The organism is Marinomonas posidonica IVIA-Po-181 (genome assembly GCF_000214215.1).
In the GTDB taxonomy this organism is placed as follows: Bacteria; Pseudomonadota; Gammaproteobacteria; order Pseudomonadales; family Marinomonadaceae; genus Marinomonas; species Marinomonas posidonica.
This window is the reverse complement of record NC_015559.1, coordinates 2955337-2980098: the sequence shown is the minus strand read 5'-3', so window position 1 is coordinate 2980098 and position 24762 is coordinate 2955337. Positions and strand designations below refer to the sequence as shown.

Below are 24762 nucleotides of genomic sequence, written 5' to 3'. Positions count from 1 at the left end.
GTTAATAAATGTATGTCATAGAAGGGCATTTGGTGAAATAAATAAAAAAGCCAAACATATCAATTATATGCTTGGCTTTTTAGATACAAATTAAATGTGCTTAAGCAAACGCTAGAACCATCCCAGCAATGGCAATCACGCTGCCTGTAATGCGATTAATAATCGGTGCCTGAATGCTTGCCACAACGGTACCAAAGGCGATGCCAACAGCGTGTAGTAGAATTGTCGCAACGGCAAAACCTGCTGCGTAAACTGCGCCGTTAGCATTAAGAGGCATTTCTAAACCATGCGCGGCACCATGAAATAGTGCAAAGAAACCGGCAATTAAAGTACAACTTAGCAATGAGAATTTGGCACTGGCGAGTAGTAGAGCACCCATGAAGAGTACGGATAACACAATGCCTTGCTCAATAAAAGGCACCTGAATACCAGCCACCGCAAGGCCACCGCCCACTAGCATGGTGGCGACGAATGCTGCTGGAACGGCCCAAATAGCACGACCACCTAAAGTGGTTGCCCAAATGCCGACGGCGACCATGGCTAATAAGTGATCTAATCCACCAAGAGGATGAAGAAAACCCGTTAGAAAGCTATTAGTGTGTTCATGTCCTGGGTGAGCAAGGGCAAGAGCCGGTAATGTGGCGATTACTGCCAATACGATCTTAAGCGCGTTTTGACGCATAATTTCATCTCCTAAAAAATCATTGGATACCATCATACATGGCAAAGTTAGGCCACCGCTCTTGCGGCTGGAACAGGGAATGATTCTAACACAGCTATGGTGAAGATGAATTGAATGAAACAAAAGAAGGCTTGGGTTTTATTCAGTTTGAGTGGGGATTGATCAGAAAAGGCTTCCCTAGCGACAAGCCTTTCTGTTGGTGACGTGTTTTGGTCGTTTATTTTATGAACTTCACTTGCTCATGAATCTTCTTCAAAATATTTCCTTTACGTTCATTAAAGGTTTTTTTGTTTTCTTCAAAGATATTACGACCTTTTGTGTCGATGGAAATGATTAGAGGACCAAACTCTCTGACACGACTTACCCATAAGGTTTCAGGCATTCCCAGATCTTTCCATTCAGCTTGTTCAATTTCTTCTACTTTAGTCGCCGCCACAACGGCACAGCCGCCGGGAAAGACCGCATGAACGGCTTTATTCTCTAAGCAACCTTGAGCGGTTTCTTCACCCATGCCGCCTTTGCCTATAATCAATTTTACCCCAGTTTCCTCGATAAACTGACGTTCAAATTTTTCCATACGCATACTGGTTGTTGGGCCAATGGATACCATTTCATAGGATCCGTCTTCTTTCTCGCGAACGATTGGGCCTGCGTGGAAAATAGCACCATTTTTGATGTCTACTGGTAGCTTTTGTTTCAGCTCAATCAGGCGGCGGTGTGCAACATCACGACAGGTAACAAGATGACCTGTAAGGTAAACAATGTCGCCGACGTTGAGGTCCGCTAAGGCTTCGTCAGAAATTGGGGTAGTTAAGATTTTTTTCATAGAGTGACTCCATCATGAGACAGTACTTCATAGCTTAAGTCTGGTTTGAATTTGATGGTGCCACGACGGTGAGCCCAACAACCAGTCGATACGGCGACGCCGATCGTGGAAGGATGACGTGCTGAAGACTCAATGTTAACGCCCATGACAGTATTGTCCCCCGTCAAACCTTGTGGTCCGATACCAACCTCATTTAAACCATTTTCTAAAAGGTCTTCCATTAAGGCTGCTTTGGCATTTGGGTTGCGAGTATCAACCGGTCTTAAAATGGCCTTTTTTGATAAACGCGCAGCCGTTTCAACCGACGTAGAGACGCCCACACCAACGAGCAAAGGAGGGCAAGCATTGATACCACGCGAGGTAATGACATCAAAAACAAAGTCCGCGACGCCTTCGTAGCCTTCACCAGGCATTAACACTTTGGCAGAACCCGGTAGGGTGCAACCACCGCCAGCCATGTAGACTTCAATAGTGGCTGTATCTTCACCAGGTACAATATCCCAATCTAACCATGGAATTTTAGAGCCTGCGTTGGTACCAGTGTTTTTCTCTTCGAATGTTTCGACTGCGTTATGACGAAGCGGGCCTTGGCGAGTCGCTTCCAACGTTGCGTTGCGTAAAATATCTTCAAGTTCGCCCAGCAATGGAAATTTTGCCCCCACACTGATGAAATATTGGATCACACCAGTGTCTTGGCAGCTTGGACGATTCAATTTGTCGGCCGCTTCTTGGTTTTCTGCCATGGTGTCGTAAATTTCAATGGCCATGGGGTTTTTTTCTTTTTGACGTAGTTCGGCCTGTTTGTTTTTTACGTCTCTTGGAAGACGCTTGCCGATATAGCTTGTGAACTTTGTCATGACGTCCGACATATACTCAACTGAGTTTTCGTGACTCATCAAAGCCTCCTTATTTACGTTTGTCTTTTTATAAAAATGATGGATTTATTTTAGTATTTATTTGAAATGAAGGTTAGAATATAAGGAAATTCAGTCTTTCCTTGGAGGAATAGATGGATACTTTATCAGAGTTTACTTTTTTTATTACCTTATCTCGTAATGGTAGTTTATCGTCTACAGCGAGAGAACTTAATTTGACACCGTCTGCCGTCACAAAAAGATTATCTAATTTAGAGGCAAGACTTGGTGTTCGTCTTATTAATCGTACGACTCGGCGATTAAGCTTAACGAATGAGGGCGAAATTTATTTAAAATATGTAAAAAACATTGTTAGTCAGATAGATGAAATGGAGTCGGTTGTTTCTAAAAGGAGAGATTCACCTAAAGGCTTATTAAGAGTGAATGCACCGTTAGGGTTTGGGCGTAATTATATTGCACCAATTATATCTGAGTTTATTAATGAATATCCCGATATTGAAGTTCAGCTGATCTTAACAGATCGCCCTATTAGTTTACCTGACGAATCGATAGACGTTTGCATTCGCTTTGGTACCGTGCCGGATTCACGTGTGTTTGCTCGAAAAATTGCCCCTAATCGGCGTCTTATCTGCGCCGCACCCAAGTATTTTAAGGAGCATGGGAAGCCTCTAGTTCCAACGGATTTGCTGTCTCATAACTGTATCATTATCAAACAAAGTCAACAGGTTGCAACCGCTTGGCGGTTTATTTTAGACAACACTGAAGAGGTGATTAAAGTTCGTGGAAATTTGGTTACTAATGATGGTGAGATTGCATTGCGTTGGGCGTTAGATGGTCATGGTATTGTGATGAGAGCAGAATGGGATTTAGCAAAATATATTCGTCAAGGAAAACTTGAGGTCGCATTAGGTCATTACGACACGCCCAATGCGGATATTTACGCTGTTTATATGGAGAAATTGAATTTGTCAGCGAGAGTGACTTGTTTTCTAGATTATTTAAAAGACAGTTTTATCGGTGAAGATAATACTCGATCTTTTTGGTAAACAAGTCACTCTTAATGTTTTAAGGAAGGTTTGGTTTATTAGAAAAGAAAACCGCTTGGTAATCTTAATAATAAGATTTCTTTCATGCAGAAGTAAAATAACAAAACAATCAGTATGGAGATTATTATATTAATAACGGCACGAAGAAGTTTTGGTTTTTCAAAGGTTGAGATGAACATGATGGAAATAAAGGCGATTATTGCCGCTAATCCAAATCCTATTTTTGCCATCAAAATAGTCCACAATAAAATAACCAAGGATACCCCAGCTTGCCTTTTATTCGGCAGTAACTTGGCGTTGTGATTAAATCCGTTCTTCTTAATAGCCAACTTAATAAATAACACAGCAGATAAGAAAATCATGGCTCCAGCAATGTAGGATGGGAAAACAGCGCCTAGGATTGACATGTTTTTCGTATCGTTGAATAGCACGATCCCCATTCCAATCAATGCAAGAACAAAGATTAGTACACTGGATTTACGACTTGGTTCTTCAATAACCTCACGTTTCTTTTGTTTGCGCGCCGCCAAAATTGGGAACAGCAAAGCAATTACACAGCAGACTATGATGCCGATAGAGATTGGTCGACCGAAGAACATTTCTAAGGTACGGCCTTGAGCAGAACCAATCAAATAGGTTTGCACGAAGCCCTGTTCTGCAATTTTACCCAATACCAAACCGAGTACGATAGGGGATGCGCTGAATCCGAGTTTGGCTAGGAACCAAGCGGCAATGCCCAATACAAACATGACGAAAGTATCGTGCGGATTACTGTGAATGGCATAACTACCAATAACCGTCAGGAAGGCCACACAAGGAACCAAGAGCTCTTTCGGTGTTTTTGAGATGGATTTGTAGGCGTATTTACCTAAAATCAAACCCACAGGTAGCATGAGTAAGGTGGCAATAATCAGGCCATAGATAAAGGTATAAACAATACTGCCTTGATCGGTAAACAAAGAAGGCCCGGTTTTAATACCTTGTACTAATAACGCCCCTAAAATAATGGCATCAGGCGGTGTCCCAGGAATCCCCAGAACCAAAGTAGGGATAAAGCCACCACCAACGGTTGCATTGTTCGCTGATTCTGTTGCCACAATGCCTTCTGGTGCGCCTTTACCAAACGTCTCTGACTCTTTCGAACTACGACGTGCTTCTGTGTAAGCCACTAAGCCCGCAATTGAGCCGCCCGCACCTGGCAAGATGCCAACGACAGTACCGATAACAGAACTACGCAACAGGTTGAATTTACGTTTTAGGATTAAACCGAAGGCTTCTGATAAAGATGACTGGCCCTTGATGGACTCAAATTTTAAGTGTGGTGCTTTGTTGGCTACCAAATCAATGATCACTGGAATACAGTACAAACCAATGATGGCAGAAGTAAGATCAATGCCACCGAGTAGAGAGACTTGATCAAAAGTAAAGCGTACATCACCGCCAACAACAGCAACCCCAACAGCAGAAAGCAATAAGCCGATACAAGCGCCTATCAAACCCTTTAGCGTGTTGCCTACGGATAATGCAGAAATCAGTGTAAGGCCAAATACGGCCATCCAAAAGTACTCAGATGGGCCAAATGCCAACGCGACTTCGGCAAGAGGGGGAGCAAGGAATAGCAAAGCTAAACCACCAACCAGACCACCGCCAACAGACGCTAAGGTTGCCAGAGAGATGGCTAACGCTCCTTTACCTTGTTTTGCCAGAGGGTAACCATCAAAGGTCGTCGCAATGGCAGAAGGTGTACCTGGTGTGTTGACCAATATGGCTGCGAAAGCGCCACCATAGATTGCCCCAGTGTATATGGCCCCTAGTACGATGAGGCCAGAAGCTGGCCCCATCACATAGGTAAATGGCACTAAGACAGCAACAGCCATTGTTGCAGAAAGCCCTGGCATGGCACCAATAATGGTGCCGGCAATTACACCAACTAACGCCAACAACAGGTTGAGTGGTGTAAGGGCTTCAATTAAATAGCTTACTAGTTCCATTTAAATTACCTATCAGTTACTTGATTAAGCCCAAAAGTTGAGCGACACCTTGGTACTCTGCTTTATTTGCCTCGATGAATGCGTCCATGTTTTTGTAAGCGATATCCGTCAGTACAAAGCCATTGTCTTCCATTTTCTTAACGAATTCTGGATCTTTGTTGATGTCAGCTATGATGTCAGACAGTTTTTGACGTACATCTTCAGGTGTGGATTTAGGCACAGCAACACCACGGTATGCGCCGCCGACCAGATCAATGCCTAATTCCTTGAAGGTTGGTACATCAGGAAAAGCCGTCAGTCTGTTTTCAGAAGACACGGCAAGCATACGTAGCTTGTCACCTGCACTTGCACCAGACGTTGCATAAGCAAAGCCAGCCGTTACCTGACTCCCCATAAGAGAGGTCATGGCAGGTCCAATACCACTGAATGGTACATAGGTAGAAGTCACGCCGGTTAACTTGTCAAAAGTCGCTTGACCAATGTGGTTCGCTGAGTTTGAACCTGAACCAGCAAATGTCACCATGCCTGGATTTTTCTTAGCATAGTCAATCAATTGACCTAGGTCTTTAAATCGGCTATTGGCTGGTACAAAGATAGCGTTAGGTGTGTAGTGGAAGTAGTAAAGAGGGGTTAACTCATCTGTTGTGTAACCCGAATCTTTTACAATAGGTTGCATAATACTGTGCGGGATGTTGATTCCCATCATGGTATAACCATCACCTTCCATGCCGTTTAGCTGTGACCAAGCAACCGCACCTCCAGCCCCTGGCATGTATTGGATAACGGTTTTCTCGCCGGCGTATTTTTCAAATACCGACTGCTGGAAACGAGCCGATAAATCAGATTCACCACCAGCATTGAATGGAATGATATAGTTGATTGGTTTATTTGGGTAGTCGCTGTTCGCGACGGCGGATGTCGCTGTTACTCCAAGAGTAAAAGCGGTGAGTAAAGGAAGACAGAGCGATTTTAAGTGCTTATTTTTCATAATGTTTGCCTTTTTAATTATTGTTAGCGCTAAAAACTATAACGGATATAAAAGCCCTTACAACCAGCGTGGGTAAATACATCTTTGAAAATAATTCAATAATCAGCTGTTTTGAGAGCATGCAGTAGCATTGTTATTTACGAAAGAGCAAATACGAAAGAGCAAAGAGGTGATCTTTTGAAAACAATTGGAATGTTGGGCGGTATGAGTTGGGAGTCGACTCTCAGCTATTATCAGGCCTTAAACGAGGGCGTTAAGTCAGAATTAGGTGGTTTACATTCAGCAAAGATTCTTTTGTCTAGTGTTGATTTTGCAGAAATTGAAGCGCTTCAGCATGCAGGAGAATGGCAAGCAACTGCCAATATACTGACGTCGGCAGCTCAATCAATTGAGAGTGCCGGGGCGGATTTTTTGATGATTTGTACCAATACCATGCATAAAGTTGCAGATGATATACAGGCACAACTTTCAATTCCGATTTTACACATAGCGGATGCCACGGCGGAAGATTTAATAGCGGATGGCATTACCAAAGTCGGCTTACTGGGTACGGCTTTTACCATGGAGCAAGATTTCTATAAAGGGCGTATTCAGGACAAGTATAAGATTGATGTGTTGGTACCTGAGCGTGACGATCGAGCGCTAGTACATAAGGTCATCTACAGTGAGCTGTGTTTGGGGACGATTCGTGATTCATCGAGGCAGCAGTACTTAAACATCATCGATAAATTATATGCTGCTGGAGCGCAAGCCGTGATTTTAGGGTGTACTGAAATCGCCTTATTAGTTCAGCAAAAAGATACCAAGGTGAAGTTATATGACACCACTCAGATTCATGCTCAGCATGGCGTCGCGTTCGCTCTGAAATGACATATTAGTACAAAAAAATGGAGGTTTAGTGTGGTGAAATTAAAGTGGTTTTATTTGTTATTGGCGCTAATTGGTTTGCTATTGCCTTACGGGGCACTGTTACCTTGGCTAGGGCAGAATGGTATGGACCTGCCACAGTTTTTGGCAGACGCTCAGGTCAATCATATTAGTCTATTCGCTTGGGCTGATGTATTGATTTCCGCGATGACATTGATTGTTTTTGTCTTGATTGACGGCAAAAAGAATCAGATAAAAGGCCGTTATCTTGCCATCATTGGGACTTGCACGATTGGTGTGTCTTTTGGTTTACCATTTTATCTATATTTAAAAGAAGCTCAGTTAAAAGGCTCTGAAGTTTGCTAAGTTTAAGCTGATGAGCATCAGCTTTTTTATCATCTTGTTGATTTTCGTCTGATCCAATCAGCGCCTTGTGGTAAAGTGGCACCTATTGTTCTTGTACCTAGTCGTATTCGTCTTGGTATGTTGTTTTCGATAAAGGAAAGGCTTGTGTCAGACATCCATTTAGTTCAAATCAATCAGCTTGATAAGCTTCGTTCAGCTTGGCAGCCTGCCGTTGAGTTTTTATTTGGTCAACCCGTTCCAGAGGCTAATTTTACGGGCTTTGAAGTACTTGAGGAGCTTGCAAAACCACAAGTGGTACTGGATGAGATTCAGACTTATCAGTACAAAATTCAGATCCCGGCCCGAAGCTTCACCAATGATGTCATTTTACTTGCTGATGTATTACAAGAAATGGTGAAAGGCCTTTGGCCAGTTGAAAGCAAAGACACCGAAACGAGTGCCTTGTGTGAAGGTGTTGCTATTTTCGGTGCTATCACAGGCATCAAGCAAGTGTTTGGTGATGAAAGCGTTGATTCTTTCTTGAATGCACTTCGTGAGCAAGCGTTTGCCTACTATGATGCTTTTTCCTACGTTGCTGTATTGTTGGCGGACGATCCTCAAGCAATTAAGAAACTGCGCGATGTTCAACCGTTTTTATACAAGTTAGTAAAGTCTGATTTTGAAACGGCGAACGTCGAAGTGGAACGTAAAATGAAGGATATTTTATTGCTGACATTTCGAGGCTAGGGAAGGCACGAACAAGTTCACTGGCTACGGCAACATGTTCTTCGGCAACCGCTCCTGCGTTGCCCTACTACACCACAGCCTCGCTGTGTTAAGAGTGATAGACCGTTTGTCTGATAAGACTGACGTTCAGAAGACTTATTCGCACCATCCTTAGAACATTCTCGAGAATGACAAGTCGTGATCAATAAAAAGGCCGCAATCTCTGCGGCCTTTTTATTGATAAGGGCGATGGATTAACTTTGCAATTCTTGCAACTCCTCGCTAAACCAAATCTTACGCTTGAAACGAGGGTTTTTCGAAGACATGTCGATCTTGTAAGGGTTGGCTTCTTGATGATCTGGTAGACCAAGAATATTGCATAATTCTTGAGCTAACCATTTCTCGACTTTAAGCACCACCATCTTCTTACGTAGACGGCCTTGCTCATCACGATTCAAAATCGTTGGAAGCGTATTTAATGTCAGAATTTCTCCCAAAGCAGGGTGTGCCATGCGCTCACGACCCTCATCGCTGGCATAGAAGTGCGATACAGCGAATACCATACGTTGCGGATTAATCTGTTGTAAGAATTGACAGGATTTCACAACGGTGGAACCGGTACGAACCATGTCGTCAAACAGAATGATGCTGGCGCCGTCTAAACCATCAAAGGTGTGCTCGCTTTCTTTGTGTAAGGTAATTTCAACCTTACGCTCTGCGGTACGTTCTTTATCCAGCATGATGAATTTGGCTTTGCTTAGGCCAAGGCGATTAAACATCTCTTTGACGAAATCACGAGCGCCTTTATCGGGTGCACAAAGTACTAAGCCTTCGCCATCTTTACCGTAATGTAGAATGTCTGAGTTTAGTAAATAGTGGGCGTAGATTTCATAAGGAATAAGGTTATGGAAGTCGCCAGCAAACACTTCGTTGAACACTTTCTGTACGGAGTCAGAGTGGTTGTGGATCGTCATGACCGTATCAACGCCCGATAATTTAAGCAGCTGAGCGTAGAGTTTGGCGGTGAAAGGTTGGCCGTCGAATTTCTTAATGTCTTGGATATCACGCTCGAAGCTGGTTTCCCCTAAGTCTTTGCTCGGACCACGATCTTGGGCGCTGTAGAACAAATCGGGTTCCACTAGAATGACTCGTTCCGCGCCGTTCTCTTTCGCCGCTCTGGCAATGATCATATTGGCCATGGCCAATTCTTGGCGGCTTTTGATGTGACTGCCAGTACTGACAATAACCACGGATTTACCGTTTAACTTTTGGCCAATGTTGTGAAAGTCTTGCTCGTCTGAGATGAAGCGAGGACAGAACTCTGAATTCATGAACTGTTTCATACTGATGAGGTCAGCAATGTCATCAAATTGGCCCATAGCATAGGCAATATCAATAGCAAACGGATTGTCAGATGAGTTACTAACAACTACGACATTAGTTGACTGACTGGTCGACAAAGTCATGAAAGATCCTTAACTAAGGGATAGGGGAAATTTGCGCCAATTTTAATACTTGTTGGACCATTCCGATAGGGCAAATGACGGATAAATGCCATTTTTCACAAAGATGTGCTTCTGCTTATAGCATTGCTTCTCATCTGGCGAAATAAATAGGCCAGATGAGAAGTGTTTTGCAGGGGGGAACGATTAAAGCTCATGACAGTGCTGATAACAGCTCGGCGATCTTGGGCAGACGGCGCCGCGTGAGCAGATTAATCTTGCATCGTTTTCAATGCCTCGTTCAACCCAGTTAATATTGAGGATGCGAGCTACGCTCAACAAATCTTTTTTGATGCTCTTGGGGATTTGTGATGAACCACTGTTTGCGACACAAGCTTGTTTGAGATCATTGGCAATACTTAGCGCATCTTTTCCTTGAGCGGCAATGGCTGGATTAAGGTCAATACCAGAACAAAGAACATGGCTTTTACCTGCCAGATCTTCCACCTTGACGGATTCACAAGCATAGATCCGCGCTTCATCGCCGACGTTTAAAATGGATATCTGTGCTGAGGTGCCGGTAAAGGACTCATTTATCATGCGAAATACCGCCCAATGTTGACATGGGTCTTCCACTAAACTCATGTTCCCCCATGGGAGTGGAATGCCATTACCACGATACACAGCTTTCAGCTTACCTGGCGCGTAAGCATCAAAATAATGCCAATGCGGATAGGGAGAAGCGGCGGTCATGCGGCGCATGGCAACAGACTCTGAAACGCCAGCCAGTTTCGCCGTATTGATTTCATAGCCATTGCGATCTAATAATTGCCTAAAGGGTACTTTAGGACACAATAAAGCGCCTGCGAAAAAACTACATTCAAAGTCGCGCCAGGCTAACAATATATCCTGCGCATCCATACCTGAGGTTTGTATCTTGGCATTTTTATCTTGTAATGGCGTAATCTCATTACGTCCAGTGACTAAGACGTTTTTCATGCCGTCTTTGTCATGCAGTACCGCATGGCCTATGTGGACGGCCAGGTTGTATTTCAGTCGTTGTGACTGATTTTTCATGATCTGATTAATGTAAATTGTGCTGGGTGGATCAAAAAAAGAGGTCACTACATGACTTTCATCTATGCCCATACTTTGTAGTACTGACAGAGGGGTTTTTCGGAACCATTTGATCTGCATACCCATTTGTTTGGTAATAGCGATTAACTCTTCCAAACTTAAAGGCAAACGCTTTAAACCCACTTCTTCCGCTGCTCGTTCAAGGTCCGGAAAGTGATTTTGATGATGTTCTTGGTGTGCACGAATGAGCAAATGGGCAAATTGTCGACCACTGGTTCCCGTTTGTGACAGCATTTCAGGAATGGCGATTTGCAGTATTTCATTGGAAAACAAGAAATTAGGCTCTAAAGCCATACCACTGATGCCACCGCCAGAGCCTTTTGATGGGGTAATGGCGTCTTCTTCTGGAATGTCATCCAGAAACCAACTCAGGTTTTTTTGAAAAACTTCCGCAATGACTTCCAAAACCTCTTCGCTGGGTACCCGTTTGCCTCTTTCTATCATGGATAAATAGGACACAGAAGGGGCCGATTCAGGGTCAAGTTTAATGCACCTTGAAGAGAGGTCCTCCATGGTCAAACGGTTACGTTTACGGAGGTTGCGTATTTTTGTACCCAAAAAATGGGCCTTACGATTTAAGCTATTTTTATTTTTCATTTTTGTAAAATTTACACTGTGTAATTCTTATTGTGAAATTTTAGGTTAGTCCCGCATAGACTATAAATCAAGCCAGTCATCAGACTTTTGTGAATAACTCAATCGACTGAATGTGAGCTGTGATTTTGATGAAGATAAGAATAAAGGAAAACAAGATGACAATGCCGCAAGCTAAAAATAACCGTGTGATTCACCCCGACTTTAGTCGCTTCATCAATGACGAAGTGTTGCCACTGCATGGCATGAATGCCAGTCAGTTTTGGCAAGATTTTTCTCAGTTGATAGAAGACCTCTCGCCAATTAATCGTCAATTATTGGCCAAGCGAGACACGCTTCAACAGCAGATTGATGATTGGCACCTAGCAAGAAAAGGTCAACCAATGAACATCAATGAGTATGAACAATTTCTTCGTGAGATTGGTTACTTAGTGGAAGAAGGCGCTGATTTCACCATAGGTACTACGGGCGTAGACGATGAAATTGCAACGCTGGCAGGACCACAGTTGGTGGTGCCAGTGAAGAATGCTCGTTTTGCATTAAATGCGGCCAATGCACGTTGGGGCAGTTTATACGATGCATTTTATGGTACGGATGTGATCCCACAAGACGGAGGTTTAGAGTCCAATAAAGGCTATAACCCTGCACGAGGTCAGGCGGTTATTGCGAAGGCGAAAGCGTTTTTGGATGATGTTTTTCCACTTGAAACTGGCTCACACCAAGACGTGTCCAGCTATCTTGTTTACTACCATCATTTGTTGGCTTTCTTTGATGATGGTAGCCAATCAGGTTTGCAAAAAAGCAGCCAGCTGGTGGCTGTAAATGGTCAGCGCAGTGAGCCTGAAGCCATTTTATTACGCAACAATGGCTTGCATGTCGAGATTCAATTTGATCGCAATGGTAAGAATGGGGCCAATGATAAAGCGGACATCAATGACATCCTGATTGAGTCGGCACTCAGTACCATTATTGATTGCGAAGATTCGGTAGCGGCTGTGGATGCAGAAGATAAGATCGAAGTGTACCGCAATTGGTTGGGCTTAATGGAGGGGCGTTTAGAAGCCAAATTCAATAAAAATGGTGAGCAAATGACTCGCCGTATGAATCCAGATAAGTTTTTCACCGACCTTGATGGTGAGCTGTATCAACTTCATGGCCGATCGCTTTTATTAGTACGTAATGTTGGTCACCTGATGGAATGTGACTTGATGCAGGATGGGTTAGGAAACTTTGTACCAGAGGGCATTGTGGACGCTGTGGTTACCTCATTGATCGCGGCTTTGGATCTTAAAAAACAAACCGGCCTTCGAAATAGTCGTACCGGCAGTATTTACATCGTGAAACCCAAAATGCATGGACCAGAAGAAGTGGCCTTTAGTGGTCAATTATTTGACCGAGTCGAAGATATGCTGGGCTTGGCAAGAAACACCATCAAGATTGGCATTATGGATGAAGAGCGTCGCACAACATTAAATTTAAAAGAGTGCATTCGTGCGGCCAAAGACCGAGTGGTGTTTATCAATACCGGCTTTTTGGACCGAACAGGGGATGAAATCCACACCAGTATGCAAGCTGGGCCCTTCTTACCGAAAGACCAGATTAAAACACAACCTTGGATCCAGGCGTACGAGAATCGCAATGTTGAAATTGGCTTAGCTTGTGGCTTACCTGGACGCGCCCAAATAGGTAAAGGTATGTGGGCGATGCCGGATGAAATGGCAGCCATGATGGAAGCTAAGGTTGCACATCCTAAATCCGGTGCCAATACGGCTTGGGTGCCTTCACCAACCGCGGCCACTTTGCACGCTTTGCATTATCACAAAGTTGATGTGTTTGCTCGTCATAAGCGCATCCAGCAGAGAGCGCCGGCGAGTTTGAAAGACTTGCTCACCTTACCTCTGATTCCAGACAACCTGACCTTGTCACAAAAGGTCATTGAACGCGAAGTAGACAATAACATTCAGGGCTTATTGGGTTACGTGGTGCGTTGGGTCGAGGCTGGCGTAGGTTGCTCGAAAGTACCGGATATCAATAACGTAGGCTTGATGGAAGACAGAGCAACGCTGCGAATCTCTAGTCAACATCTGGCGAATTGGTTACTCCACGGTATTTGTAGCAAAGCTCAAATTGAGGAATCTATGCAGCGTATGGCCAAGATTGTTGATGAACAAAACCAAGCGACACCTGGGTATCGTCCTATGTCTGAACAAGGGGTAAATAGTCAGGCCTTTAAGGCAGCACAGGATTTGATATTCAAAGGTGTGATTCAGGCCAATGGCTACACCGAGCCTTTGCTTCATGCCTACCGACTAAAAGTAAAGCAATCGTGAATTTAACCAATAAATAACCCATTTTAACACCATAAAGAGCGAGAAATACTATGCAAACGTATAAAAATAAAATGCAACAAGCGAGTCAGCTAATCGGTCAACAAGGCACGACTTGGGCGGGTATGAATCCAGAATACGTGGCTCGTATGCAATTACAAAACCGTTTTAATACGGGTTTGGATATTGCCAAATACACAGCCAAAATCATGCGTGAAGATATGGCAAGTTATGATCAAGACCAAGCAAACTACACTCAATCTTTGGGTTGCTGGCATGGTTTTATCGGCCAACAAAAAATGATTTCTATTAAGAAACATTTTGGCACTACTCGCAGTCGCTACTTGTACCTTTCTGGTTGGATGGTGGCTGCCATGCGCTCTGAGTTTGGTCCTCTACCAGATCAGTCTATGCATGAAAAAACTTCGGTACCAGCCTTAATCGAAGAGCTGTATACCTTCTTAAAACAAGCTGATGCCCGAGAGATGCAACATTTGTTTAAAGAGCTTGATGAAGCCCGTCAAGCGGGTGACCAAGTGCGTGAGCAAGCAGCACAAGAAAGTATTGATCAGTTTGAAACGCATGTGGTGCCGATTATCGCTGATATTGATGCGGGTTTTGGCAATGAAGAAGCCACGTATTTGTTAGCAAAGAAAATGATTGAAGCAGGGGCTTGCTGTATTCAAATTGAAAACCAAGTATCTGATGCGAAACAATGTGGTCACCAAGACGGTAAAGTGACAGTGCCTCATGAAGACTTTTTAGCGAAAATTAATGCTGTTCGCTATGCCTTCTTGGAACTTGGTGTGGAGGATGGGGTGATCGTTGCACGTACCGATTCATTGGGTGCAGGTTTAACCCAAAAAATTCCTGTATCACAATCTGCGGGCGATTTGGCTGAGCAATACAGTGCCTTCATTGATGGTGAAGAGGTCACATCTCTTGATCAGATGCAGTCTGGTGACATGTTGCTGAAGCAAGGTGGAACATGCATTAAACCAACTCGTTTGGCGAATGGTTTGGTGCGCTTTAAGCCTGATACGGGAGCGGATCGAGTAGTGCTGGACTGCATTACGTCGTTACAACATGGTGCAGATCTGTTGTGGATTGAGACAGAAAAACCTCATATTGGTCAAATTGCTAATTTGGTTAATCGTATCCGCGAAGTGGTGCCAAATGCGAAACTGGTTTACAACAACAGTCCTTCGTTTAACTGGACGTTAAATTTCCGTCAGCAAGTGTTTGATGCTTGGCAGGAAGCGGGCAAAGACGTGAATGAATATGATCGTGATCGTCTAATGTCAAAAGAATACGATGCGACCACACTAGCGATAGAGGCGGACGAACGCATTCGTAACTTCCAGCGCGATGCAGCGGCTCAAGCAGGGATTTTCCACCACTTGATTACCTTGCCTACCTACCATACTGCTGCGTTGTCGACGGATAATTTGGCGAAAGATTACTTTGGTGATCAGGGCATGTTGGGTTATGTAAAAGAAGTACAACGTAAAGAGATTCGTGAAGGTCTTGCCTGTGTTAAGCACCAAGACATGTCTGGTTCCAATATTGGTGATGATCATAAAGAGTATTTCTCTGGTGACAATGCACTAAAAGCATCTGGTAAAGACAATACGATGAATCAATTCGCGGCGGTTTAAAGACCAAAGGTTATGTAATTACGTCGTGGTTTTAATTAAAAGGGCCTAGTCATTCCCCTGCTAGGCCCTTTTTTATTCTTTGTTAAGCTGCTTGCCAATATGTTCAATATTGAACGGCGAAACTCACCTCGAATAATAAAGAAATATTCACACGCTGACCCCTACAAGGATGTAGGGGATTAGAGCAACGCATAACCACAAGGAGGTGGTGTATAGGGCAGCGTAGGAGCGGTTGCCGAGGAGCGGTTGCCGAGGAGCTCGTTGCCGTCGCCAGTGGACTTGTTTGTACCTTCCTTAAGTCATGTCATGAAAGCGTCATCACGCTCTCTTATGCTGTTTGGACGGTTAAAAAACAAACAAAGGGGCGCGTAATGACAAGTAAAGTGTGGTTGGCTGGTTTGATTTCAACGCTTGTTCTAACTGGTTGCATGAGTCATTCCAGCTCATCAGCGTCAGGTATTGAGTTTGCAGAAAATTTTCCTAAACAGGGTGCATCTTTGCCTTATGACGTTTTAAGAGCAGATCTGCTGGATGGGAAAACAGGCCAACCCTTTGAAGTTCGTAATGGAGGGTTTGGCTCGGCCATGACAGCTCACCCAAGCATTCGTAATCAGTTTTATGCTCTAACGGACCGCGGCCCAAATGCTAATTACACAGGGGATTACGGTAAAGGAAAAACTTTCCCTGTGGCTTCTTACACTCCTCGTATTGGCTTATTTGAGGTGTCGGAAAGCGGTCAAATTACTCTGCTTGAAAGCATTTTATTGAAGCGTCCTGATGGTCAATTGATTTCAGGTTTACCCAATACCTCGGCCCTCGGCGGCACAGGTGAAACGCCTTACCACGCGAATGGTCAGCCAGTATTAATGGACGATTCAAAAGCTTATAACGGGCAAAGTAATCCGATTAAACTAGATGATTATGGTTTGGACGGGGAAGGTTTGGTGGCGTTAAAAGACGGCACTTTCTGGGTCAGTGATGAGTATGGACCGCATATGGTTCATTATGATGCTAGTGGTGTTGAAATTGGTCGTATCAATGCATTCCAAGCGGATTCACGTAACACGTTTTACCTTCCTACTGTCTTCCAGCATCGCCGTGCCAACCGAGGCATGGAAGGGTTAGCAATCAGCCCAGATGAGCAAACTCTGGTTGGGATTATGCAATCTACCATGCGGAACCCTGATAAAGCAGCTCAAAAGGGCGATCTAACACGCATTGTGACGGTGAATCTACAGACGGGTAAGACAGAGCAATACTTGTATCGTCAGGAGAAGAATCAAAACTCAAACTCTGAAATCGCAGCTCTAACCGAGAGTCAATTTTTAGTCATTGAGCGGGATGGTAGTTTCTTGCTAGGCGGCCCTAAAAAAGCCAATCCAAAGGCTCAAAAGCAGGTTTATCGCATTGATTTAAACACAGCAACGCCTTTATCAAGTGTGGCTTTGTCGGGTTCGATAACGCGAGATGGAAGTCACGGTTTGTTGATTGATGGCTTGACCTTAGAGCAATACGCTCAGCAACAAGGCTGGGCGGCATTAGCGGAAAAAGGCATTAAACCTGTAAGTAAAGTATTGGTGGTCGACATGGTTAAAGAAGTGGCGTATCCACATGATAAAATGGAAGGTCTGTGGATAATCGATGATCATCATTTAGGGGTATTGAATGACGATGATTTTGCGACTTGGTCAACGAAAGGTAAGCTTGAGCAAAAATATTTGAATGACACGACCGTTGATTCGAATCAGTTGTACATTATCAAAACGGATTTACTATCTGAGTAATACTGAGTTTGAAAAAGAATGAATTTCAAAGAGCGCTTTAGCGCTCTTTTTTTATGCTCTTATGTTTTGGCGTTCTTGTGCTAAGAAAGACCCGAAGGGCGTGGTCTAAGCTCCCCTTATTCTTTTTTAAGCTTCTTGCCAATATGTTCAATATTGAACGGTGAAACGAGCCTTGAATAAAAGAAACTTATTCACAAGCTGACCCCTACATGGATGTAGAGGATTAGAGCAATGCATAACCACAAGGATGTGGTGTAGTAGGGCAACGCAGGAGCGGTTGCCGAGGAGCTCCGTAGTCAGTGGACTTGTTCACATCTTCCCTAAGGCTTGAGGTTTGTTGTTTATTGAATCTATGTCTCATCGTTTTGATCTTTATCATCAAAGCTCAGTGTTAATGGTTAAGGGAAAGCTGTAGTGGATTGTTTTATATTGTTGAGATTATGTATTTTGGTCTTTTTTCGGTGTTATGGTTACAAAATGAACTTAATCTCTATGATGACTATATTTACCCTCAATCCATCTGAGAAAGGTCTTAATGAAGTCACGTTACACTCTTGGTGATAAACAAGTCAGTGAAATTAGCCTAAAGGATTTGGCTCGACGCTCTCGATATGGCGGCTTATTTTATTTGTTGGCATTTTGGGCCGCGGTATTTAGTTCTGCGACGGCTCGTGAGCATTTGGCCGTGATAAGCGCTTTTTCTGTTTGTTTTATCCTATTGCAAGCTGCTCGCTTTTATCTCTACTATCAGGTTTTTGCCAGTAAAACGCTTCAGATTCCTGCTTACTTTTCACGTTACGCGTTTGTTTATAATGCTTCTGCTATTGTGTGGGTGAGTGGCTCCGCATGGTTGTTTTATGTTAACCCTCTGATTGATATATCGGTAACCGTAAATGTGATGTCGGCAGCGGGTATTAGTATTGGTGGGGTAACCATATTGGCTTTATCCCATAAGATGCTGCGCAATTATTGTTTGCTTATTGGGCTGCCTTTTGCATTTGCGGCGGCGGCATTTTTAGAAGGGCCAGGTAACTGGATTGTTATGGGGCTGATCATTGGTTACGGTTTTTTTATTTATCTGACAGGGAAACAGCTTAATGTTAGTTACTGGCAAGCACTCAATGATAATTTGAAACTGTCAGAACAAGCAGAAGAGTTGTCGGCAGCAAAAGAAGCGGCTGAAGTAGCCGGTCAAGCTAAAGCAGATTTTCTCGCGGCGATGACCCATGAAATACGCACACCTTTGAACGGCGTGCTGGGGATGGCACAACTGCTTTCAATGGGAGATTTGAGTGATCAACAACGACAACAAGTAAGCGTCATTAATAATGCGGGTAGCACTTTGATGCATATTATTAACAACATCTTAGACTACTCAAAAATTAATGCTCAACAGTTGAGCTTGGAAAAAATACCCTTTAGTCCACAGGATGTTGTTAATGATGTGGTTCAACTGTTGTCCACTCAGTCTGAAAAGAAGGGCATACAGCTCTACTGTCATTTTAATAATGTACCAGAGTCTGTTTTAGGTGACCCTCATCGCCTCCATCAAATTCTTTATAACTTGGTTGGTAATGCCTTTAAATTTACTCATGAAGGAGAGATTGCCATCCAAGTGAGCGGTGAGAAAACACGAGAGGAAGCGAATGAATACATTGTGTCTTTTGCGGTGAAGGACACAGGAATTGGTATTGCTCCAGAAGATCAACAGCGAATCTTTGACCAGTTTTACCAAGTTAATCAATTTAATCCTAACATTCGCGGAACCGGTCTCGGTTTGAGTATTACTCAGCGCATTGTGGCACTATTGGGCGGGCAGATATCTTTGCAGAGCGAAGTTGGGAGGGGGACTGTTTTTACTGTCGCTTTACCTTTTGAACGGACCGAAAGTGACCGTGTGGAGCGAATAGATCATCTTAGTCAAACATCTGAAAATTCCCCTGAAACCACTCAATCATTGCGTATTTTATTGGTCGAAGATAATAAGGTGAACCAAATCGTCTGTGAACAGTTTTTGCTGAAATTAGGGTGCCGTGTTGATTTAGCCGAAAATGGTTTGATTGCTAAAGAGCGATTTCGACAGGCGCAGGTATATGACGTTATTTTCATGGATTGTAATATGCCTGAAATGGATGGCTTTTTGGCAACTCGAGCGATTCGTCAGATTGAAGCAGACCAGCAATTAGCTGAAACCCCAATCGTCGCCTTGACCGCTCATGTTGAGGAAGACATAAAGCGTAAATGTTTACAGTCAGGGATGAATGCTTTTTTAAGCAAACCGTTTTTATTCGAAGATCTTGAAAGCATTATTAACAGTATTTGTATGGGACGCAGGGATTAGGTTAGTTTGATGTGCTCTACCTTCCCAAGCGATGTTTTCTTGAGAGAGGTCTTAGTTTTCTAATTCAATACGGTTACGACCTTTTTCTTTGCCTCGATACAGTGCTTTATCAGCCCGCTTAATGATTTTTAAAGCGTTGTCTCTTTCCCCGTGTAGCCTTGCAATGCCTAAGGTAATGGTTATTGGTAATTTTAAATGGCTAAAGTGACTGTCTTCGATCGTCTGTCTTAGTTGTTCGGCAATTTTTTCCGCTTCCAGTAGATGGGTGTTGGGTAAGACGATGATGAATTCTTCACCTCCAAAACGTGCTAAATAATGATGTGATTGGATACCTTTATTCAGTCGATCTGCGACCTCGATAAGACAAGTATCTCCTACATCGTGTCCATATTGATCGTTGATTTTTTTGAAGTAATCGATATCAATTAGCATCAGGCAAAATGGCGATTTTGTTTCTTTTGCTTGTTCTAATTCCAGGGAAAAATGCAAGTTCAAACCTCGACGATTGAGCAATTCTGTGAGCGGGTCTTGCAAATTTTCTGCTGTTAATTTTTTTGTTAGTTCGGTGTAGCGGTTGAGGAAGAACTGCCCAAAAATGGCACTGAACATAATCGCGAGGATTAACCAAAACCCTCTTAGATAAGAAGTATTATCGGCGTAATACTCTCCTGACACATTGATAATGGAATGATTAAAAATGGTGGCGAAAAGAACGGCGACAATTAAGAACAGACTCATTAAGCGTGATTCAAGTCGTCCCCCTATTAAAGCGCCTACTATAGGGTATAAAGGCAGGAAGAAGGCAACTTGACTGTTAACACCGCCAGATATCGACAGCATAGGTAAAATAATAATCAGAGAAGAAATAAGTGACAGAGAAATGTGCCATTTAGGCCATTTATTAGATCGTACTACGAGATATAAGCTGCTTGTGATTATGATATCAAAGATAGCAATCCAGAAATAATATGGGTGTAACTCTGCCAAGATAGGACGAGCTAACAGCGAAAATACCAAGGTAACCAAGGTCATTTCGATGATTCTTAGGGTCAGTTTGTGGTTTAGCTTCGTTTGGCTTAAGTCTGGCATTGGGAGCTTTAGTCTTGGCTAGTCTCTATTATTTATCTCATCATACCTGACTGAAGGAGCGTGTCTTTAGGTGATTTGTTAACGGATGGAACGGAAAAGCCAAGAGGCCTGATATTGCATGAAATTAGGCTTAAAATCGAATCTTTAGAGGTTTTACGAAGTCTATGTGAGAGTCAATGCTAGAGTGTGGTAGCGTTGTTGGAAATTACGCTCTAAGGAATGAAAATGCTGAAGAAAAAATGGCTAGCCTACATAAGTTTTATCATGTCGACTTTTACCACCTTGTCGGCGTACGGTGAAACCTTAGAAGTGCCTAAATGGTTCGAAATAATGTATGTGGATCAACAGTCTGCAAAGCAGTTTGGTAACGATTTTGAAGTGTCGTTAACACCAGGACAACATCAAATTGTGTTGCGTTTTAATAAAATTTTGCGCACTGGTGGCGATTCGGAAGTGTTTCAATCAGAGCCTATAGTGATGGATGTCGAAGTGGCTCAAGGTGCCTACTTACAGCTCAAAGCGCCTTATATATCATCGGTTCGACAAGCCGAAAAATATGCCGATGAGCCAACTTTTACGCTTCATGATGAAGCCAGTGGTCGTGATGTGAGCTACCAAAAAAGGTTGTTGAAAGAAAAGTCAGGTTTGCAAAATTTGCGTGATTATCTGGTTGAAGTGAAGCAACTTAATAATAGTGCTTACGATGCGAGCAAGGGGCCGGGTGCCGCCCCCGTTCGTATGGAGACGGATCCAGCGTTAGAGATGATGAAATTCTGGTACAACAAATCTGATACCGCGACGCGAAAAGCCATGCGAATTTGGATTGCGGATGATCAATACCAAGCCAATGTGTCAAATATACAGTTGGAAATGATGATGTTGTGGTACAACAAGGCTGACGATGGAACGAAGAAAACCTTTCAGGTTTGGTTGGTGAACGAATAACAAAAGTACCACTTAATCGTGCCAATACAAAGTGCTGTCAACCTGCTGTATTGGCACGTTTGAGTTGTCTAGTGTGATTCGCTTAACCGGTTGGCTCTTGCGGCAATTTTTTGATTAAATTTATCATTTACCCAAAGTGCCAATAGTATGATGCCACCACCAATGGCCAATCGCATAATATCGGCATCACGATTCCAAAAGAGCACATTGACTAAGATTCCGGCCGGAATCAACAGATTGTTGGCGACGGCCAGTGTTCCTATGTTGACTAATGTCGCTCCTTTATTCCAAGCAAAATACCCCAGCCCAGAAGCGACAATGCCAAGATACGTCAAAATGGCCCATTGTAGTGTGGTCGTTGGGAGTTTTTCTGGGTTGCCCATGGCCAAATAACATGGAATCACAACCGCCAGAGCACCGATGAAAAACCAGCCAAAAACGGTTCTTTGAGGCAAATCAGGGCGCTGTTTCTCAATCACACGTTTGTAGCCCACCTGTCCTGCGGCAAAGCAAAGGTTAGCGCCTTGTACAATCAACAGGCCTTTGATGAAGCCATCGTCAACGCCTTGATAACGAATAGCAACGGCCCCCAGAATGGCCAATAAGGCGCTGATGGCAAAACCCACATTAAGTCGACGATCTAGAATGTCATTCAATAGCGTGACATACAAAGGGGTCATAACGGTGAAGAGAAGGACTTCAGGTACGGACAAATAAAGGAACGATTGGTAATAAAAACCATACATGATACCAAGCTGTAATGCCCCGCAAATCATCAGTAATAAGGCAATTTTAGCTTCTATTTGACGTAATTTTAGAAAAGGTAAAAACACCAGAGTGGCTAATGAAACACGCATGAGTACCGAAAACCAAGCGTCGACTTGCCCAGCAAGATAAACACCAATCAAGCTAAAGGAAAAGGCCCACAATAGGGTCACGGCGAGAAGTATTGGCATGAACTTAGATCCCGTTAATGAAGTTGTCGCTAAGTTTACTGGCTTCTATTAAAGAGGGAAAGCTGTTTACTTTTTCAATTATAAAAGTTTACTGATGGTTTTCTGGACAATATCCATGCCGCTAGTCAGTTTTTGTTTGGTTTAATGAAAATTGTCTTATTGTGAATTATTTGTGGCAATAGAGCTTTTTTTGACATAGGAGTTTATTGCTTGTCATGGTCTATCTTTGGTGCCTAGAACCTTGATCTAGATTAATTTTTTCTTTTTTTGAGCGAGTAGTTTAGTGGCTAACACTTTGTTCTATCTAAATACTATGTTCAATAAGAAAGGAGTTGATTATGAAAGCGATCTATCCATTGGTTTTAGCCTCTGTATTGTGTTCTTCGTTTGCTTTGGCGCACGATGCTGGCGACTGGTTTGTGCGTGGTGGTCTGGCGACTGTGATACCAAATGAAAGCAGTGACGACGTGGTGGGCAGCGGTGAATTGGAATTGAATAATGATACCCAAGTGGGGGTGACGCTGACTTACATGTTGTCAGACAAGTTAGGTTTGGAAGTGTTAGCAGCAACGCCATTTACTCATGATGTGTCGACACGTGACCTTGGTAAAGTGGCTGAAGTCTCTCATTTACCACCTTCTTTTATGGCGCAATATTACTTTGGTGAAGCAAACAGTCAGATTCGACCTTATATTGGCGCAGGTTTGAACTACACGATCTTCTTTGACGAAGAGGGTAAAGGTGATTTAGCAGGCACGGATGTGAGTTTAGATAACTCTTTAGGTTTAGCCGCTCAGGTTGGTGTTGATGTCACTTTTGCTGAGAATTGGTTTGCTAACGCTTCAGTTTGGTATATGGACATTAATACCGATGTGGAGACAGCAGTTGGTACAATCGATGCTGACATTGACCCGATTACTTTTATGGCCAGTGTTGGTTACACTTTCTAGTAGTTGAAGTGTCTTAAAAGCCCTTAGCAATATTGCTAAGGGCTTTTATTTTGCCTTTATACTGATCCATAATGTGCGCCAATTTACGGTTTAAGTAGTCAGTAGGTTAGCGGAAAGTCTGGTGTCATTTGGGCAAGTATTTGGGGCTTCTTTGATGACGCAGGAAAGTGCCGATGTTGCTCATGATTTCAACCACATTTAGCATTAAATTCATTGATATTGTGAATCATTTTTTGACCAATGATTAAAAAATCATTCAATTCCTCTTCTGTTAAGCCCGTTTTCAAAGCGTTCAACGCAGCATAGTCCGCCTGCTGAAGTGTTGTAAAAACGGTTTCACCTTGTTCCGTTAAGGTCAGTATTTGGCTGCGTTTATCTTTCGGGTTGGGGTGCCTTTCTATCAGTCCTTGATCAATCACTTCTTTTAATAAACGAGTGATTTGCCCTTTATCTTTGTAGGTAATCTCTGCAATTGAATGAGCTGTACATTCCGCTGTGTCATGGACCGTTTTGAGCATCAGGAAAGATAAAGGCGTCATTTTGAGCTGATGATGCTTCATAGTCTGTTTCATAGATTGTTGAAGGGCATTGATGGTATGGATAAACATCAGTTGCAACTTAGATTCGAGTTGAGACATAAACACTCCAAGATAGTTGACAAAGTCAACATATAGCATAATAATTGACATTATCAACTACTTTTTGTTGGTAAACAACTAGAATTCCCCCGAGAGAATACCTATGTCAAAAATGCTTCAAAAAATTGCTATTATTGCCTGCCTTGTTATGGTCATGGGTGGCACGCTGACTTTCGTGATGACCTGGCGTAATCTGGGTTTTGGCGAAGGTTTCATGATGGCCTGGTTATCATCATTTGCTTTGTGTGTGTTGTGCATTGCACCGATCGGTGGGGTGATTTCGTATTTAGTGCATCATTTGGTGGATGGGGCTTTGCCAAATATATCTAAGCTGAAGCAAGACCTCGTGTTTGGTTTGATTATGGCGCTGATTATGGAATCCATTATGGCCATAGTAACCACATTAAATGTACACGGATTGCTTGCGTTAGAGGCGTTTATCAAACAATGGAGTGCGACACTTCTAACAGCATTGCCAATGGGCATCGTTTTTTCAATTGTGATGTCTTTGGTAATTAAGCGCCGTCTGGCGGCTTTTTGGGCAAAAGTCTAATT

Annotated in this window: 21 protein-coding genes; 11 read left to right on the top strand and 10 right to left on the bottom strand. The window is 43.1% G+C overall.

Features of this window, described 5'->3' with window-relative positions:
* Positions 1 to 100: 100 nt before the first annotated feature.
* The 3 genes from MAR181_RS13705 to ttdA all read right to left on the bottom strand — a co-directional run bounded on the left by MAR181_RS13705 (position 101) and on the right by ttdA (position 2404).
* Positions 101 to 682, bottom strand: coding sequence for a HupE/UreJ family protein (locus tag MAR181_RS13705; RefSeq protein WP_013797193.1), 582 nt, complete (start codon positions 680 to 682; stop codon positions 101 to 103).
* Positions 683 to 899: 217 nt separating this feature from the next.
* Positions 900 to 1508, bottom strand: a complete 609-nt coding sequence (gene ttdB / locus MAR181_RS13700; protein ID WP_013797192.1) for a L(+)-tartrate dehydratase subunit beta — start codon at positions 1506 to 1508, stop codon at positions 900 to 902.
* Positions 1505 to 2404, bottom strand: a complete 900-nt coding sequence (gene ttdA / locus MAR181_RS13695) for a L(+)-tartrate dehydratase subunit alpha (protein WP_013797191.1) — start codon at positions 2402 to 2404, stop codon at positions 1505 to 1507. The genes ttdB and ttdA overlap by 4 nt, the downstream gene beginning before the upstream one ends.
* Before the next feature lie 113 nt (positions 2405 to 2517).
* On the opposite strand from ttdA, the gene MAR181_RS13690 reads away from it, so the two are divergent.
* Positions 2518 to 3429 (top strand): LysR family transcriptional regulator, encoded by a 912-nt coding sequence (locus MAR181_RS13690; protein WP_013797190.1) that lies wholly within the window; start codon positions 2518 to 2520, stop codon positions 3427 to 3429.
* A gap of 38 nt (positions 3430 to 3467) precedes the next feature.
* On the opposite strand, the gene MAR181_RS13685 is transcribed toward MAR181_RS13690, so the two are convergent.
* Both MAR181_RS13685 and MAR181_RS13680 read right to left on the bottom strand, forming a co-directional pair.
* Complete coding sequence (locus tag MAR181_RS13685; protein ID WP_013797189.1) at positions 3468 to 5420, bottom strand: tripartite tricarboxylate transporter permease; 1953 nt, start codon at positions 5418 to 5420, stop codon at positions 3468 to 3470.
* 16 nt (positions 5421 to 5436) lie between these two features.
* Positions 5437 to 6408 (bottom strand): tripartite tricarboxylate transporter substrate binding protein, encoded by a 972-nt coding sequence (locus MAR181_RS13680; protein WP_013797188.1) that lies wholly within the window; start codon positions 6406 to 6408, stop codon positions 5437 to 5439.
* A 177-nt stretch (positions 6409 to 6585) separates the two neighbouring features.
* On the opposite strand from MAR181_RS13680, the gene MAR181_RS13675 reads away from it, so the two are divergent.
* From MAR181_RS13675 to MAR181_RS13665, 3 genes are all read left to right on the top strand, one after another.
* Positions 6586 to 7278: an aspartate/glutamate racemase family protein gene (locus MAR181_RS13675; protein ID WP_013797187.1), complete on the top strand. Its 693-nt coding sequence runs from the start codon at positions 6586 to 6588 to the stop codon at positions 7276 to 7278.
* Positions 7279 to 7308: 30 nt separating this feature from the next.
* Positions 7309 to 7641, top strand: coding sequence for a DUF2834 domain-containing protein (locus MAR181_RS13670; protein ID WP_013797186.1), 333 nt, complete (start codon positions 7309 to 7311; stop codon positions 7639 to 7641).
* A gap of 144 nt (positions 7642 to 7785) precedes the next feature.
* Entirely contained in the window at positions 7786 to 8367 is a 582-nt protein-coding gene (locus tag MAR181_RS13665) for a hypothetical protein (protein ID WP_013797185.1), read from the top strand.
* A gap of 233 nt (positions 8368 to 8600) precedes the next feature.
* Here MAR181_RS13665 and MAR181_RS13660 read toward each other — a convergent pair whose 3' ends face one another.
* A complete protein-coding gene (locus MAR181_RS13660) occupies positions 8601 to 9812 on the bottom strand; it encodes a ribose-phosphate diphosphokinase (RefSeq protein WP_013797184.1) in 1212 nt (403 codons plus the stop codon).
* 183 nt (positions 9813 to 9995) lie between these two features.
* On the bottom strand, positions 9996 to 11483 hold the full coding sequence (locus MAR181_RS13655) for a DUF3612 domain-containing protein (protein WP_245546162.1): 1488 nt from the start codon (positions 11481 to 11483) through the stop codon (positions 9996 to 9998).
* A gap of 194 nt (positions 11484 to 11677) precedes the next feature.
* Here MAR181_RS13655 and MAR181_RS13650 point away from each other — a divergent pair, with 194 nt between their 5' ends.
* The 4 genes from MAR181_RS13650 (at position 11678) to MAR181_RS13635 (ending at position 19629) form a co-directional block, all read left to right on the top strand.
* Entirely contained in the window at positions 11678 to 13849 is a 2172-nt protein-coding gene (locus MAR181_RS13650; RefSeq protein ID WP_013797182.1) for a malate synthase G, read from the top strand.
* A gap of 50 nt (positions 13850 to 13899) precedes the next feature.
* Positions 13900 to 15504, top strand: a complete 1605-nt coding sequence (locus MAR181_RS13645) for an isocitrate lyase (RefSeq protein ID WP_013797181.1) — start codon at positions 13900 to 13902, stop codon at positions 15502 to 15504.
* 371 nt (positions 15505 to 15875) lie between these two features.
* A complete protein-coding gene (locus MAR181_RS13640) occupies positions 15876 to 17288 on the top strand; it encodes an esterase-like activity of phytase family protein (protein ID WP_013797180.1) in 1413 nt (470 codons plus the stop codon).
* 535 nt (positions 17289 to 17823) lie between these two features.
* Positions 17824 to 19629, top strand: coding sequence for an ATP-binding protein (locus tag MAR181_RS13635; protein ID WP_013797179.1), 1806 nt, complete (start codon positions 17824 to 17826; stop codon positions 19627 to 19629).
* Positions 19630 to 19680: 51 nt separating this feature from the next.
* Here the strand turns inward: MAR181_RS13635 and MAR181_RS13630 are convergent, their stop codons facing one another.
* Entirely contained in the window at positions 19681 to 20718 is a 1038-nt protein-coding gene (locus MAR181_RS13630) for a GGDEF domain-containing protein (protein WP_013797178.1), read from the bottom strand.
* A gap of 225 nt (positions 20719 to 20943) precedes the next feature.
* Between MAR181_RS13630 and MAR181_RS13625 the strand changes: the two genes are divergently transcribed.
* The gene (locus tag MAR181_RS13625; RefSeq protein WP_013797177.1) at positions 20944 to 21663 is read left to right on the top strand and encodes a YccT family protein; all 720 of its coding nucleotides are present in this window, start codon (positions 20944 to 20946) and stop codon (positions 21661 to 21663) included.
* A 68-nt stretch (positions 21664 to 21731) separates the two neighbouring features.
* On the opposite strand, the gene MAR181_RS13620 is transcribed toward MAR181_RS13625, so the two are convergent.
* Positions 21732 to 22619 carry a carboxylate/amino acid/amine transporter gene (locus MAR181_RS13620; RefSeq protein WP_013797176.1) on the bottom strand — a complete coding sequence of 296 codons (888 nt, stop codon included), beginning with the start codon at positions 22617 to 22619 and terminating at the stop codon, positions 21732 to 21734.
* 338 nt (positions 22620 to 22957) lie between these two features.
* On the opposite strand from MAR181_RS13620, the gene MAR181_RS13615 reads away from it, so the two are divergent.
* The gene (locus MAR181_RS13615; protein ID WP_013797175.1) at positions 22958 to 23569 is read left to right on the top strand and encodes an OmpW family outer membrane protein; all 612 of its coding nucleotides are present in this window, start codon (positions 22958 to 22960) and stop codon (positions 23567 to 23569) included.
* A 188-nt stretch (positions 23570 to 23757) separates the two neighbouring features.
* Here the strand turns inward: MAR181_RS13615 and MAR181_RS13610 are convergent, their stop codons facing one another.
* Complete coding sequence (locus MAR181_RS13610; protein WP_013797174.1) at positions 23758 to 24207, bottom strand: MarR family winged helix-turn-helix transcriptional regulator; 450 nt, start codon at positions 24205 to 24207, stop codon at positions 23758 to 23760.
* A gap of 103 nt (positions 24208 to 24310) precedes the next feature.
* Here MAR181_RS13610 and MAR181_RS13605 point away from each other — a divergent pair, with 103 nt between their 5' ends.
* On the top strand, positions 24311 to 24760 hold the full coding sequence (locus MAR181_RS13605; RefSeq protein ID WP_013797173.1) for a DUF2798 domain-containing protein: 450 nt from the start codon (positions 24311 to 24313) through the stop codon (positions 24758 to 24760).
* Positions 24761 to 24762 lie beyond the last annotated feature (2 nt).

Coding starts and splice junctions, on each gene's coding strand:
- MAR181_RS13705 (WP_013797193.1), bottom strand. CDS start 682: ATGCGTCAAAACGCGCTTAAGATCGTATTGGCAGTAATCGCCACATTA.
- ttdB (WP_013797192.1), bottom strand. CDS start 1,508: ATGAAAAAAATCTTAACTACCCCAATTTCTGACGAAGCCTTAGCGGAC.
- ttdA (WP_013797191.1), bottom strand. CDS start 2,404: ATGAGTCACGAAAACTCAGTTGAGTATATGTCGGACGTCATGACAAAG.
- MAR181_RS13690 (WP_013797190.1), top strand. CDS start 2,518: ATGGATACTTTATCAGAGTTTACTTTTTTTATTACCTTATCTCGTAAT.
- MAR181_RS13685 (WP_013797189.1), bottom strand. CDS start 5,420: ATGGAACTAGTAAGCTATTTAATTGAAGCCCTTACACCACTCAACCTG.
- MAR181_RS13680 (WP_013797188.1), bottom strand. CDS start 6,408: ATGAAAAATAAGCACTTAAAATCGCTCTGTCTTCCTTTACTCACCGCT.
- MAR181_RS13660 (WP_013797184.1), bottom strand. CDS start 9,812: ATGACTTTGTCGACCAGTCAGTCAACTAATGTCGTAGTTGTTAGTAAC.
- MAR181_RS13650 (WP_013797182.1), top strand. CDS start 11,678: ATGACAATGCCGCAAGCTAAAAATAACCGTGTGATTCACCCCGACTTT.
- MAR181_RS13645 (WP_013797181.1), top strand. CDS start 13,900: ATGCAAACGTATAAAAATAAAATGCAACAAGCGAGTCAGCTAATCGGT.
- MAR181_RS13640 (WP_013797180.1), top strand. CDS start 15,876: ATGACAAGTAAAGTGTGGTTGGCTGGTTTGATTTCAACGCTTGTTCTA.
- MAR181_RS13635 (WP_013797179.1), top strand. CDS start 17,824: ATGAAGTCACGTTACACTCTTGGTGATAAACAAGTCAGTGAAATTAGC.
- MAR181_RS13630 (WP_013797178.1), bottom strand. CDS start 20,718: ATGCCAGACTTAAGCCAAACGAAGCTAAACCACAAACTGACCCTAAGA.
- MAR181_RS13625 (WP_013797177.1), top strand. CDS start 20,944: ATGCTGAAGAAAAAATGGCTAGCCTACATAAGTTTTATCATGTCGACT.
- MAR181_RS13620 (WP_013797176.1), bottom strand. CDS start 22,619: ATGCCAATACTTCTCGCCGTGACCCTATTGTGGGCCTTTTCCTTTAGC.
- MAR181_RS13615 (WP_013797175.1), top strand. CDS start 22,958: ATGAAAGCGATCTATCCATTGGTTTTAGCCTCTGTATTGTGTTCTTCG.
- MAR181_RS13610 (WP_013797174.1), bottom strand. CDS start 24,207: ATGTCTCAACTCGAATCTAAGTTGCAACTGATGTTTATCCATACCATC.
- MAR181_RS13605 (WP_013797173.1), top strand. CDS start 24,311: ATGTCAAAAATGCTTCAAAAAATTGCTATTATTGCCTGCCTTGTTATG.